A 13,861-nucleotide genomic window follows, 5' to 3' on the forward strand; every position below is an offset into this window, starting at 1 on the left:
TGGGCGGCGTGAACGTCGTCGGTCAGTCGTTCCGTGGAGGTTGAGCCGTTCCGAAGGTATCGGGAATCGCGAATGCGTTCAATGAGATTGTTCCGCGGGCGTTGTGTCGTTCTCGGTTGCGCGCTGATGAATCCATATGTGCCTGTGTCTGTCCATCGCCTGTCAACGGGTTGACGCGTCCGACACAAGCGTGACTATATCAGCCATAAAATGCAAACGCTGTGATCATAGGGAATATTGCGGTTGTGGGTATTTGACACGCCGAATATCGAACCGGTTTGATCAAGCTGTTATCTGAGGTACATTGAAAGCGCTGTGGATGATGCATGACGGACGTATCGAACACGTCACATGCACAATCATCAACGGCAACGAACGTGCCACATACCGCGCTCAACTGCATCATGCGTCAGACTGAAACGAAGGAGTTTCCCATGGCCAAGGCCGCCAAGCCCAACGCGTCATCCAGCGCCGCAACCGCGCCGGACACCACCATCTACAACGAGCGTCTCGCGCGTCATTCCGCCGAACTCGATTGGCTGTTCATGGAGCTGTACAACGATCGTGCCGCGCTTGAGGATCTCAAGGCCGCCATGGCCGACGCCTACGCCGCCCGTCCCGATGATCTCAAGGATCTCGACGCCAAGCGCGAGGCCGATCCCGACTGGTACAAGCGCGGCGACATGTTCGGCATGACCATGTACACCGATCTGTTCGCCGGCGATCTCAAGAAGCTCGCACGCCGCATTCCGTACCTCAAGGAGCAGAAGCTCACCTACCTGCACCTCATGCCGCTGCTGCAGATGCCGCACCCGCAGAACGACGGCGGCTACGCGGTGGAGGACTTCGACAACGTCGACCCGTCGCTCGGCACCAACGAGGACCTTGCCGCCCTCACCGCCAAGCTGCGCAAGGCCGGCATCAGCCTCTGCCTCGACTTCGTGATGAACCACACCGCGTCGTCGCACCGCTGGGCCAAGGCCGCGCAGGCCGGCGACCCCGAATATCAGGACTACTACTTCTGCTACGACGACCGCACCATCCCCGACCAGTACGACGCCGTGGTGCCGCAGGTGTTCCCCGGCTCCGCGCCCGGCAACTTCAGCTGGAACGAGCAGATGGGCAAATGGGTCATGACCCAGTTCTACCCGTTCCAGTGGGATCTCAACTACCGCAACCCCAAGGTGCTCATCGCCATGCTCTCCAGCGCATTGCACCTTGCCAATCTCGGCGTTGAGGTGCTGCGCATCGATGCCGTGCCGTACATCTGGAAGGTGCTCGGCACCAACTGCCGCAACCTGCCCGAGGTGCACACCATCGTGCGCATGCTGCGCATCGCGCTCGAATGCGTCTGCCCGGCGGTGATCCTCAAGGGCGAGGTCGTGATGGCCCCCAAGGAGCTCGCCGCCTACTTCGGCACCCCCGAAGCGCCCGAGTGCCACATGCTGTACAACGTGTCGATCATGGTGAACTTGTGGAGCGCGCTCGCCAGCCAGGATGTGCGCCTGCTCAAGACGCAGATCGACAAGCTCAACGCCCTGCCCGAGAACTGCTGGTTCGTCAACTATCTGCGCTGTCACGACGACATCGGCTGGGGACTCGACGAGGACGTGGAGAAGGAGCTGGACATCGACCCGCTCAAGCACAAGGAATTCCTCTACCACTTCTATGAGGGCTGCGTGCCGGGCAGCTGGGCCATGGGCGAGCTGTACAACTACGATCCGGTCACCAGCGACGCTCGCAGCTGCGGCACTACCGCCAGCCTGTGCGGCGTGGAGAAGGCGCTGATCACGCACGACAAGCCGATGCTTGAGAAGTCGGTGGAACGCGACCTGCTCATGCACTGTGCGATGTCGTTCCTGCGTGGATTCCCGATGCTCAACTGCGGCGACGAGATCGGCCAGCTCAATGGCTGGGATTACAAGGAGGATCCGGAGCGCGTGGCCGACAGTCGCAACCTGCATCGCAGCAAGTTCGACTGGGGAAAGGCCGAGCTGCGCGAGAAGCCCGGAACCCTGCAGAACCAGCTGTGGGAGGGCATGGATGGTCTGCGCGAGATGCGCGACGATCCGTGCTTCGCTCCCGACGCATGGGTGACGACGTGGGACACGCACAACGATACGGTGCTCGGCGTGGTGCGTCGCTCCGGCGACCAGACGCTGGTCGGCCTGTTCAACTTCTCCGACGCCAAGCAGGACGTGTGGCTTGACGGAGCTGACGATCTCATGCCGCGCAACGGTGCCGAACTCGCCCCGTACGAGGCCCGTCTGGTGCGATTCCACCACTGACATCCGGGTATGCGGAATCCTGCAATGCGGGCTCCCGCACTACGTCGGAAGTGGTAAACGGAATAAAGCCGCAGGTGAACGAACGCCTGCGGCTTTGTCATATTCCGGGCCTTCCTGGTCAGATACTCCGGGGATGGGTTCCCTCGGCGGCGAGGTTTTGAAACGATGGCAACGATGAGCGCGTGGAGTGGTGATTATCGGCGATTGACCGTTCGGCGGGAACCGTATATTCCGATGATCTACGCTGGGCGATGGAACCAGTGAACACCGTGAACCGTGAGGGAGGGCAGGATGCCGATTCTGGGACTGGGGCATGACGTGGTGGATGTGAAGGCATTTGCCGAGCAGCTGAATGCACCGGGGGAGGGGGCGCGCAGGCTCTTCTCCGCGCGCGAGCTGCGGCAGGCCGTCATGCGGGGGCGCGCTAAGAACGACGGCGAGGCCGTGCATCTCGCTGCGCGATGGGCCGGCAAGGAGGCCGTGCTCAAGGCGTGGTGCGAGGCGCTCGGAGACAGGCCGGCTCCATACACGCTCGACGATTTCCCCTGGACTTCCATCGAGATCCTCGACGATTCACACGGTCGTCCGCAGGTGGCGGTGCCCGACGCCGTGCGTGCGGTTCTGGAATCCTCGGTGTTGTCGCTCGATGGTGTCGGTGGTGGCCCCGGACGCAGGCATGACCTCATCTGGCATATTTCTCTGAGCCACGACGGCCCGATCGCATCCGCGGTTGCGATACTCGAATCCCGGTGAGAAGATCGCGGCATGGGCTGGCATGGGCTATCTGCGCTACGGTGCCAACGTCGCGGCAGATGCGGTGGAACCCCGCGAGGCCGGCACTCAGAACACGTATTCGCTCAGTCGTCGCATGGCCTCCTCCACACGCGACTTGGGTAGCGCCAGATTCATTCGGATCGCGCACGGATGCTGGAACTGCCGGCCATCCTGCCATGCCACGCCCACATCCGATCCGCGCTTCTCCAGCTCGTCGATCGTCATGCCATGCGTCGCACACCAGTCCGTGCAGTCGAGGAACAGCATGTACGTGCCCTCCGGCTTGGCCACGTGAATCCCCTTGAAATGCGTGCGAATATAATCCACCGCATACTCCACGTTCTCGGTGAGCACGCCGCGCAGCTCATCCAGCCACGCATGCCCCGCAGGCCGGTATGCGCCGATCAGCGCATGCATGGACAGCACGTTCATGGCGTTGTAGTGCGTCTTGCCGCTCACCGCGATCAGTCGATCACGCAGATATTTGCTGTAGACGATGTGATAGCTGCCCACAAGCCCCGCCAGATTGAACGTCTTGCTCGGCGCGTAGAACGCGATCGTGCGATTGCACGCGTCGTCGCTCACCGACTGCGTGGGGATATGCGTATGCCCGTCGAGAATGATGTCGGACCAGATCTCGTCGGAGATCACCACGCAGTCGTTGGCCGCATACACCTCCATCGCGCGTTCGATCTCCCAACGTTCCCATACACGACCGCACGGATTGTGCGGGCTGCAGAACACGACCGCGTGAATGTTGTTCTCCTTGATTTTGCGATCCATATCGTCGAAGTCCATGCGCCATACGCCGTTCTCGTCCGGCTTGAGCGGACTGTGCACGATCCGGTAGCCGTTGTCGCCGATCGAATGCGTGAACCCGACGTAGGTGGGGGAGTGCAGCAGCACCGCGTCGCCCGGCGTGGCGAACGCCTTGAGCGCGCTGACCACGCCGCCGAGCACGCCGTTCTCGTAGCCGATATGCTCTGCGGCAAGGCCGGTCACGGCGTTGCGTGTACGCTGCCAGTCGATGATGGCATCAAAATACTCATCCGTCGGCTGGAAATAGCCGAACAGCGGGTGCTGCGCGCGACGGATGATCTCCTCCTGGATCGAGGGCGCAGTCGGAAAGTTCATGTCGGCCACCCACATGGGGATCACGTCGAATCCGGGCTTGGGGGCGGCCGGTGCCATGTCAGGCATGCGACCCACGGCGTCGATCGCGATGGCGTCCTTGCCGTGCCGGTCGATGATCGAAGTGAAATCGTACGTGCTCATGTCAACTCCTTGACTCTTCCTGGGCGGACTGGGGAGGTCCGCGATCGTTGCTTTCGGTCCGTCGCCGGTGTCATTCCGGTGCCATACCGTGTCTCGGTGCCCTTCGCCGTCGGAGGGCGCGAGGAAACACGGTTATTGTACGAGGTGAACATCGGGTGTATGCGAATCTTTCCACGGAATGCCATGGCATCCGTCAGCATGCCATGTGCGGTGACCGTATGGGACTCGCAGAAGATGGTGACGAACCTGTCTGCCATGCCATGCGCGCAGAGGCCGTGCGGTTGCTGCGTTTCCGTCGCGTGTTGCCGTGTGCCGTCCGCCGCATCCTTAGTGTGATCACACTAAGGAATGGGTGGACCGTGTGTTGAGGTATGCCGCCTGATCACACTAAGGAATGGGGAAATGAGTGAGGGGTGTTGTCGTGTGTTGTGTGGTGTGTACCGTGTGTCGTGGTCGATGCGGCGGTGGTTTGGCACGCGTTTGCGATGAACGCGCCTCGCCGAACATGCCCTCAACATGTCCTGGCGAACACGGCTCAACGAACTCGATGGAACACGCCGTTTGGCAAAATCGCTCAGGTATGTAATAATCGTGATTCGGAAGTTTGACATGTCGACTTCCACGCGGATGTAGCTCAATGGTAGAGCCTCAGTCTTCCAAACTGATTACGCGGGTTCGATTCCCGTCATCCGCTCCAAGGAACCGTTGGGAAGCCAACGGTTTTTTTGTATCCGGTGCGCCGGCGACGGGCAAACGACCTTTCGGGAGGACACATGGCAACCGAACAGCAGTCCACTGATCAGTTCACCGCGCGGCAGTCCGCCGACACAGCCAACGTCGACACAGCCAATACCACCGGTACCGCCGACGTCGTCGACACCGTCAACGTCGAATCGACGGCGACGGTCGCCGATCCGGCCGGTTCCGGTATCAGCGCAGACATCGATTCCGGCACGTTTGGCATGTCTGGCACGTCCGACGCGCTCGGCACGCAGATCGGCCCGGGCCATCGTCCCGTCAGACGCACCGACCCGAGCGCATCGCATCCGCGCGTGCCGTCGATGGCCGAGCGCGAACGCAGCGAATGGCACAAGAGTCGATGGATCGCGTTCATCGTCGCACTGCTCGTGGCGATCATCGTGCCGTACTGGGCCGGTCGTCAGCTGGCCATGACCGGCACGCAGACCGTGGTCGACGCGGTCTCCCCGATCGACCCGCGCGGTGCCGCGCTCATCGCATGGGTAGTCACATCGATGACGTTCATGACGTTGGGCATGGCGGTGATGGAGACGCGCAAGGTGATCTGGCGAGTGCTGTTCATCCTGCTGCTGGCCGTGGAGCAGCTGATCTCCGGCGTGGGACTGCTGCGACTCAACTTCTGGTACTCCACCTATGTGGTGTACGGCGATGCGGCCGCGCCGATCAACGCGGCGAACCTCGGCATCCTCGCATCGGCGATCGGACTGGCGGTGTTCGCCGTGCTGTACGTGGGGCTGCTCGTGCTGATCCGCAAGGATTCACCGCTTAACGTGCTGACGCGCAGCTGGTCGGCGCTGGCGATCTTTTTCGTGATCGAGCTGGTGGCGCTCGCCGTGGTACTGTTCGGCGGACTGGTCACCACGGTGTGACGGCGTGGTCTTCGTCCGAGGGGTGAGTATACTTGAATGTTGGCGTGTTTCGCCCGCGGATAGAGAGCGCCATGAGCATCGTGCTGATGGCACCGCGCAACACATTCAATATAAGGAGGAGCTGTGGCTCTTAGCACCGCTGAAAAGCAGGCAATCATTTCCGAGTACGCGACGCACGAGGGCGACACCGGCTCGCCCGAGGTCCAGGTGGCGCTGCTGTCCAAGCGCATCTCCGACCTGACCGATCACCTCAAGGAGCACAAGCACGACCACCACTCCCGTCGTGGTATGCAGCTGATGATCGGTGACCGTCGTCGTCTTCTCGACTACCTGAAGCGCAACGACATCGAGCGTTACCGTTCCCTGATCGAGCGCCTCGGTCTGCGCCGATAGTATTCTTCCGCCCGAGCATAACTTGCTCGGGCGCTTTTGCATGCCGGCTTTCGGACGGTGGGATGACAACATGAGGGGCCCCGAGAATAGTGGAGGGGTCGGGGAAGTATGGAATTCTGATGCGAGGAGCACGCGGCCAGGTATGCCGCGCCCGGTGTGCTGAGATGATGAAGTGAATGGCCGACGGAACGAACACGGTCGATAACCGATAATTACAACTGAAGCAAGAACACGCACGTACAACGTAATCAAAAACGTAATCAAGCAAGTTCGAGTACGAAAAAAGGAGGAACCCTTGGAGGGTCCCGAAATCAAGGCCGTAGAGGCCGTAATTGACAATGGTTCATTCGGTAAGCGGACGCTGCGCTTCGAAACCGGTCTTCTCGCCCAGCAGGCGGACGGTGCCGTCGCCGCCTATCTTGACGATGACTCGATGATTCTGTCCACCACCACCGCCGGTTCCAGCCCGAAGGAGAACTACGATTTCTTCCCGCTGACCGTGGACGTGGAGGAGAAGATGTACGCCGCGGGCAAGATCCCCGGCTCCTTCTTCCGCCGCGAGGGTCGCCCGAGCTCCGAGGCCATTCTGGCCTGCCGCATCATCGACCGCCCGCTGCGTCCGCTGTTCCCGCACACGCTGCGCAACGAGGTGCAGGTCGTGGAGACCGTCCTCGCCGTGAACCCCGACGACGCATACGACGTGATTGCCCTGAACGCCGCCTCCGCCTCCACCATGATCTCCGGTCTGCCCTTCGAGGGCCCGGTGTCCGGCGTGCGTCTGGCCCTGATCGACGGCCAGTGGGTCGCCTTCCCGCGCTGGAGCGAGCGCGAGCGCGCCGTGTTCGAGATCGTGGTCGCCGGCCGTGTGATCGAGAACGGTGACGTCGCCATCGCCATGATCGAGGCCGGTGCCGGCAAGAACGCCTGGAAGCTGATCTACGAAGACGGTCAGGTCAAGCCCGACGAGACCGTTGTGGCCGGTGGTCTCGAGGCCGCCAAGCCGTTCATCAAGACGATCTGCGAGGCTCAGGACGAGCTCAAGCGCATCGCCGCCAAGGAGACCAAGGAATTCCAGCTCTTCCCGGAGTACACCGACGATCTCTACAACCGCATTGATCAGATCGCTCACGCCGATCTCGATCAGGCTCTGTCCATCGCGGAGAAGCTGCCGCGTCAGGATCGCATCGCCGAGATCAAGCAGAACGTGAAGGACACCCTCGCCGGCGAGTTCACCGAGATGGACGATGCCGAGAAGGAAAAGGAGATCGGCAACGCGTTCAAGGAGCTACAGCGCCAGATCGTGCGTCGCCGCATCCTCACCCAGGACTACCGCATCGACGGCCGTGGCCTGCGCGACATCCGCACCCTGTCCGCCGAGGTCGACATCGTGCCCCGCGTGCACGGTTCCGCCCTCTTCCAGCGCGGCGAGACCCAGATCTTGGGCGTCACCACGCTGAACATGCTCAAGATGGAGCAGCAGATCGACGCCCTGTCCGGCCCGACTTCCAAGCGCTACATGCATAACTACGAGATGCCGCCGTACTCCACCGGCGAGACCGGCCGCGTCGGCTCCCCGAAGCGCCGCGAGATCGGCCACGGCGCCCTCGCCGAGAAGGCCATCGTGCCGGTGCTGCCGGACCGCGAGGAGTTCCCCTACGCCATCCGTCAGGTCTCCGAGGCCATCGGCTCCAACGGTTCCACCTCCATGGGTTCCGTGTGCGCATCCACCCTGTCCCTGCTGGCGGCCGGCGTGCCGCTGAAGGCTCCGGTGGCGGGCATCGCCATGGGTCTGGTGTCCGGCGATGTGGACGGCCAGCATGTCTACAAGACGCTCACCGACATCCTGGGTGCCGAGGACGCGTTCGGCGACATGGACTTCAAGGTGGCCGGCACGAGCGAGTTCATCACCGCTCTGCAGCTCGACACCAAGCTCGACGGCATTCCGGCCGACATTCTGGCCGCCGCCCTGCAGCAGGCGCATGAGGCCCGCGCCACCATCCTCGACCTGATCAACGAGTGCATCGATGAGCCGGCCGAGATGAGTGAGTTCGCCCCGCGCATCATCACCACCACCGTTCCGGTCGAGAAGATCGGCGAGGTCATCGGCCCCAAGGGCAAGATGATCAACCAGATCCAGGAGGACACCGGCGCCGAGATCGCCATCGAGGATGACGGTACCGTGTTCATCTCCTCCGAGGGTGGCGAGGCCGCCGAGAAGGCCAAGGCCATCATCGACCAGATCGCCAACCCGCACGTGCCGGAGGCCGGCGAGCAGTACAACGGCAAGGTCGTGAAGACCACGTCGTTCGGCGCGTTCGTGAACCTGACCCCGGGCACCGACGGTCTGCTGCACATCAGCCAGATCCGCAACCTCGCCAATGGTGAGCGCATCGATGCCGTTGAGGACGTGCTCAAGGAAGGCGACACCGTCGAGGTGGTCGTGCAGGGCGTGGACGATCGCGGCAAGATCTCGCTGGCCATCCCCGGCTTCGAGGATCAGGAGTCCGGTGCCGGTCGTGGTGCCGCTCGCGGTGACGATCGTCGTGAACGCGGTGATCGCCGTGGTGGTCGTGACGACCGCCGTGGCAGCCGTGATGACCGTTACGATCGCGATGATCGTCGTGGTGGCCGTGGCCGTCGCGATGATCGTGATGATCGCCGTCGTGACGATCGTGACGACCGTCGTCCGCGCCGCCGTCGCTACGATGATGACCGTTATGACCACGATGACCGCGACTACGATCGTGATGACCGTCGTCGTGGCGACCGTTACGATCGTGATGACCGTGACGATCGTGATGACCGCCGTGGCAGCCGTGATGACCGTCGTCGTGACGATCGCTACGATCGTGATGACCGTCGCGATCGTGATGATCGTCGTGGTGGCCGTGGCCGTCGCGATGACCGCAACCCGCGCTACGCCGTCGACGACGCCTACGATGAGTACCGCGCCGATCGCGAGGAGCGTTCCGAGCGTCCTCGCCGCCGTGTGCGCCGCGACTTCGATCCGTTCGACGAGGACTGATCGCGTCGATCGCGTGATCTCGTGATCAGATCGTGACCGTCTAGGTACACGATCGGATCACAATCCCAAACCTTCGCCCGCCTTGGTTTCATGCCAAGGCGGGCTTTTCCGTATGCCGACGTGCTTGTCGGACGCATGCATGCGTCGCATGAGCATTGGGGATGGACGCAGATGCTTATTGGACGTATGCATGTGCCAAATGAGCACGGTGGCGGTACTTGGGTGTGTATTGGACGTATGCATGCGTCGAAAAAGCACGGGGGAGATGCCTGGGTGCTTGTTGGACGCATGGGTGTGTCCGATAAGCACCGGACGGGCGGGAAAATCGACGATTGCTGTCATACGGGTGCTGTACCGCATCTGCCGTACTCGTCATACGGTCGTCGTATACCGAGTCGTGAAATCCGCCGTGTTCTTTACGCTGAATGTGGACGATCATGACATATTCATGACGTATTCATGACGCGAATGAAGGAGCAGAACATGACGTTGCGGCGTAACATCGGTCCGTTCGAGACCACGGCCATCGGCATCGGCGAGATGGGCCTGACCATTGAGGGATATCCGAGTCACGAGCAGGCGCTGGAGACGATCCACGCCGGTCTCGACGCCGGCTCCCGCATGATCGACACCGCGTGGGCGTACTACGCGCCCGGCGAGGAGGAGCAGACCGGCGAGAAGCTCACCCGCGAGGCGCTCGACAGCTGGAACGGACCGCGCGACGAGGTGCTTGTCGCCACCAAGATCGGTCTGCGTCGTGATTTCGATGAGAACGGCAAGCCGATCTGGCCGCGCGACGGCAAGCCTGAACATCTGCTCGAGTACGGCAAGCAGTCGGCGATGGCGCTCGGCGTCGACACGATCGATCTGCTGTACATGCACCGTCACGATCCCGAAGTGCCGTACAACGAGTCGATCGAAGCCGTCCGCCAGCTGCTCGACGAAGGCGTGGCCCGCTATGCCGGCGTCTCCAATGTGACGATCGAACAGCTCGACATCGCGCGCGGTATTCTTGGCGACCGTCTGATCGCCGTGCAGAACCAGTATTCGCCGATCCATCGTGAAACGCGCGATACGCTGGACTACTGCGCGAAGCTGGGACTGGCGTTCGTGTGCTGGAGTCCGCTTGGCGGCTTCCGACACCCATACGACGAGCATCTGTTCGATCCGTTCCGCGAGGTGGCGGCGGCTCGCGGCGTGAGCTACCAGCAGGTCACGCTCGCGTGGGAGCTGGCACAGGGCGACCACATGTTCGTGATCCCCGGATGCCACCGTCCCGCCACGTTCCTTGATTCGTTCAAGGCCGGCGATCTGACGCTCACCGACGAGGAACTCGCCAAGCTCAACGCGGGTGCGTGAACGCCGGAGTCCGCACACGCATGTGACGAATGCGAATGGGCACGCGACCATGACTGCATGATCGTGCGCCCATTCGCGTCGCTGTGATTGCGCACGGTTCCGGACTCCGCGATGCCGATAGAACTCGTAGAAATGCAGGCGTCCCTAGAGCTTCCTCGCCACGTCGGCGAGTGTGCGGGCGGCCGCGGCGAACTCCTCGGGCGTGGTATACGCGTAGCTCAGACGAAGCGAATTATCGCCCTCGAAATCGTAGATATCGCCGGGGTTGAGGAGTATGCCGGCCTCCACGGCCTTGGCGAACAGACGGTTCATCGGCATCGGCTGGTCAAAGGTCAGCCAGATGTAGAAGCCGCCGTCCGGCACTCTCCAATGCGCACGGCATGTGCCGGACGGTGTTGTGCCGGACGTTGCTGCCGTGCTCGACGTTGTTCTCGCGTTCGCTATTGTCACCGCGCTCGACGTTGTATCTTCTGATATTGCGTCCGGTGAATTCCCTGTCAAATCATTAGTCAAATCATTAGTCAAATCAGCAAACTTGCTGACTGCGGCATCGTCGTACTCGCTGGACGAACCGTTTGTTGAATCGCCAAACAATTCTTCAAGCGTATCCAACGCCGCATCCCGGCGGCGTCGCAACTCCCGCTTGAGTCCGGCAAGATACTCGTCGTACATGCCGTTGGTGAGGAACCGGGCGAACACCCACTGCGAGAGCAGACTCGCGCCGTAATCCATCTGCATCTTCACATCGGCCATACGATGCACGATCGGCTCGGGGGCCACGATCCACCCGATGCGCAGGCCGGGGGCAAGCGCCTTCGAGGCGCTCCCCAGATAGATCACCATGCCGGTCTCGTCCATCGCCTTAAGCGGCAACGGCGGGCGATCGCCGAAGTACAGGTCCTGATACGCGCCGTCCTCGATGATCGGCAGACGGTTGGCCACGCAGCATTCGATGAGCTCACGTCGTCGCACCTCGCTCATGGTGCGGCCGGTGGGGTTGTGGTTCGTGGGGATCGTATACAGCACGGACCCCGATCCGCGGTGTCGGGCACTCGCCGTACCGATGCCATTGCCTCCGTTTCGATTGAGACCGCTGCTGCTGAGCATATCCGACAGTCCGTTGACGCTCAGCCCGTCATCATCCATGGGCACGCCCGTCAGATGCATGCCCGCCGACTGAAACACCTGCAACGACTTGATATAGCTCGGAGCCTCGGCGAATACGGTGGAACCCGCGCCGAGCAGACTCACCGAAATGATCTGCAACGCCTGCAGTGCGCCCGACGTGACAAGGATCTGCGAGGCATCGGTGTCGATGCCGAGTCTGCGCATGTGGTCGGCGATCGCCGCGCGCAGTTCGGGAATGCCCTCGGGCTCGGGGTATCCCATCGAATCGATCTCGTCGGCGGCCTGCCGCATCACCGTGCGCCACATGTCGGTGGGGAAGAGACGCGGATCGAGTTCACCGGTGCCCAGCCGGGCCATATGCGGCGCGAATTCGAGGCGGTTGATCGCCTGGATCGTGTCATTGTTCGCCTTGAAGAATCCGGACGACACGTAGTCGGCCCAATCCGGCGCGCCGGGCAGCATCAGCGACCAGGTGTTGCTGACGATGCGCGTGCCGGCGCCGTGGGCCCCCTCCACGATGCCGTAGTCGGCGAGCTCGTTCACTGCGGCGATCACGGTGGATCGGTTCACACCGAACCCCTCGGCCAGCGCGCGCTGCGAGGGGAGACGCGCGCCGATGGGCCACGCGCCGCTCGACACCTGCCGACACATGTACTGCACGATCTGCTCGGTCACCGGCACGTTCAGCGTGCGGTTCGGTTTCCAGTCAATGACGAGCGGTGCCGGTCTGGCCATGTGGAATCCCCCTCTGACGGTTGTGTGGTGTGTGCGGTGGCGGCGGTCGTGGCGCGAACGATATGCGATCCGTGGTGTTTGGCTGTCTACTCAACGATTTTGGTTGGCTGTTTGGTTGATGACGTTGATATCGTTTGGCCGGTTGCCAATTGTAGTGTCACCCATAGAATGATGGATAGAAATTGGCGAATATCACTATTCGCAACGATTTCTATTGGTTATGGTGTGGTGGGAATAGTGATTTTGGTTGAGTGAATATGATCCATCCAAAACTGATGTGGACGGATTATGACTGTGATTGGATGGGAAGAGGTAGGTCATGGGATTCTATTTGCAGGGCCTTACGATGGGGCTGGCCTATATCGCGCCGATCGGCATGCAGAACCTGTTCGTCATCAACTCGGCGTTGACCAAGACGCGTCGTCATGCACTGCTGACCGCGTTGATCGTGATCGTGTTCGACGTATCGCTGTCGTTGTCATGCTTCTTCGGCATCGGCACGCTTATGCAGCGTTACGACTGGCTGCGCCTCGCGGTGCTGGCCGTGGGTGGTGTGGTAGTGATCGGCATCGGCGGCGGTCTGCTGCGCCAGCGCGTGGATGCCGACTCCGCCCCGCATGCTGCGGTTACTTCGGATGCTCGCACCGCTGCACACACTGACACTGATGTCGCGAGGTCCTCCGACCGTATGGCGTCGGGCAAGTCAGGCAAGGGTTTGGGGACGCTGGGCGGCTTTCTGGGCAAGACCATCTCCACCGCATGCGTAGTGACCTGGTTCAACCCGCAGGCCATCATCGACGGCACGCTGATGCTCGGTGCATTCTCCGCCACGCTCACCGCCTCGCAGTCCACGCCGTTCATCACTGGTGTGGAGACCGCATCCATCGCATGGTTCATCGGTGTGACGCTACTCGTGTCCGCATTCCGCAACCGTTTCAGCCCCAAGGTGATCGGCGTGCTCAACAAGGTATGTGGCGCGGTGATCATCGCCTACGGTGTCAAGCTGCTCGTCCAGTTCGCGCTCGCTGTGATCTGACGTCCGTGTTGAGGGGTTCTGTGGGATTATGTGCGATTGGTCGCTGGGTCTCCGGAGCGGACAGCGCACAACTCGAAGATACCCTTCGGAAAACGCCCTATTTCGGGCCTTATATTGCAGTTCTGTGATTTGTGAACCGACGCCTTATCGATACTGCGGGAATTTGGGCTCGAAAACCGAACATTTCTGACTGCGACACGTCCGTAACAACGGTCCGCAA

9 protein-coding genes and 1 tRNA gene are annotated in these 13,861 nt (G+C 61.7%); 8 read left to right on the forward strand and 2 right to left on the reverse strand.

Going from position 1 to position 13,861, the window contains the following annotated elements:
- The first annotated feature begins 434 nt into the window (after window positions 1–434).
- Window positions 435–2,288 (forward strand): alpha-amylase family protein, encoded by a 1,854-nt coding sequence (locus tag EP30_RS00460; RefSeq protein WP_140555192.1) that lies wholly within the window; start codon window positions 435–437, stop codon window positions 2,286–2,288.
- A gap of 291 nt (window positions 2,289–2,579) precedes the next feature.
- On the forward strand, window positions 2,580–3,041 hold the full coding sequence (locus EP30_RS00465) for a holo-ACP synthase (protein ID WP_181160720.1): 462 nt from the start codon (window positions 2,580–2,582) through the stop codon (window positions 3,039–3,041).
- Window positions 3,042–3,128: 87 nt separating this feature from the next.
- Here the strand turns inward: EP30_RS00465 and EP30_RS00470 are convergent, their stop codons facing one another.
- Window positions 3,129–4,337: a MalY/PatB family protein gene (locus tag EP30_RS00470; protein ID WP_140555194.1), complete on the reverse strand. Its 1,209-nt coding sequence runs from the start codon at window positions 4,335–4,337 to the stop codon at window positions 3,129–3,131.
- Between the two features lie 623 nt (window positions 4,338–4,960).
- On the opposite strand from EP30_RS00470, the gene EP30_RS00475 reads away from it, so the two are divergent.
- The 5 genes from EP30_RS00475 (at window position 4,961) to EP30_RS00495 (ending at window position 10,742) form a co-directional block, all read left to right on the forward strand.
- Window positions 4,961–5,034: transfer RNA gene (locus EP30_RS00475), tRNA-Gly, on the forward strand.
- 76 nt (window positions 5,035–5,110) lie between these two features.
- On the forward strand, window positions 5,111–5,965 hold the full coding sequence (locus EP30_RS00480; RefSeq protein ID WP_140555196.1) for a hypothetical protein: 855 nt from the start codon (window positions 5,111–5,113) through the stop codon (window positions 5,963–5,965).
- A 123-nt stretch (window positions 5,966–6,088) separates the two neighbouring features.
- On the forward strand, window positions 6,089–6,358 hold the full coding sequence (gene rpsO, locus EP30_RS00485; protein WP_094662227.1) for a 30S ribosomal protein S15: 270 nt from the start codon (window positions 6,089–6,091) through the stop codon (window positions 6,356–6,358).
- Between the two features lie 295 nt (window positions 6,359–6,653).
- A complete protein-coding gene (locus EP30_RS00490; protein ID WP_094662229.1) occupies window positions 6,654–9,383 on the forward strand; it encodes a polyribonucleotide nucleotidyltransferase in 2,730 nt (909 codons plus the stop codon).
- Between the two features lie 483 nt (window positions 9,384–9,866).
- Window positions 9,867–10,742 (forward strand): aldo/keto reductase, encoded by an 876-nt coding sequence (locus tag EP30_RS00495; RefSeq protein WP_140555198.1) that lies wholly within the window; start codon window positions 9,867–9,869, stop codon window positions 10,740–10,742.
- 144 nt (window positions 10,743–10,886) lie between these two features.
- Here the strand turns inward: EP30_RS00495 and EP30_RS00505 are convergent, their stop codons facing one another.
- Window positions 10,887–12,605: a PLP-dependent aminotransferase family protein gene (locus tag EP30_RS00505; RefSeq protein WP_258185282.1), complete on the reverse strand. Its 1,719-nt coding sequence runs from the start codon at window positions 12,603–12,605 to the stop codon at window positions 10,887–10,889.
- A gap of 319 nt (window positions 12,606–12,924) precedes the next feature.
- On the opposite strand from EP30_RS00505, the gene EP30_RS00510 reads away from it, so the two are divergent.
- Window positions 12,925–13,641 carry a LysE/ArgO family amino acid transporter gene (locus tag EP30_RS00510; RefSeq protein ID WP_094662233.1) on the forward strand — a complete coding sequence of 239 codons (717 nt, stop codon included), beginning with the start codon at window positions 12,925–12,927 and terminating at the stop codon, window positions 13,639–13,641.
- Window positions 13,642–13,861 lie beyond the last annotated feature (220 nt).

Origin of the sequence: Bifidobacterium sp. UTCIF-39 (assembly GCF_006408715.1) — a bacterium.
Taxonomy (GTDB): Bacteria; Actinomycetota; Actinomycetes; order Actinomycetales; family Bifidobacteriaceae; genus Galliscardovia; species Galliscardovia tissieri.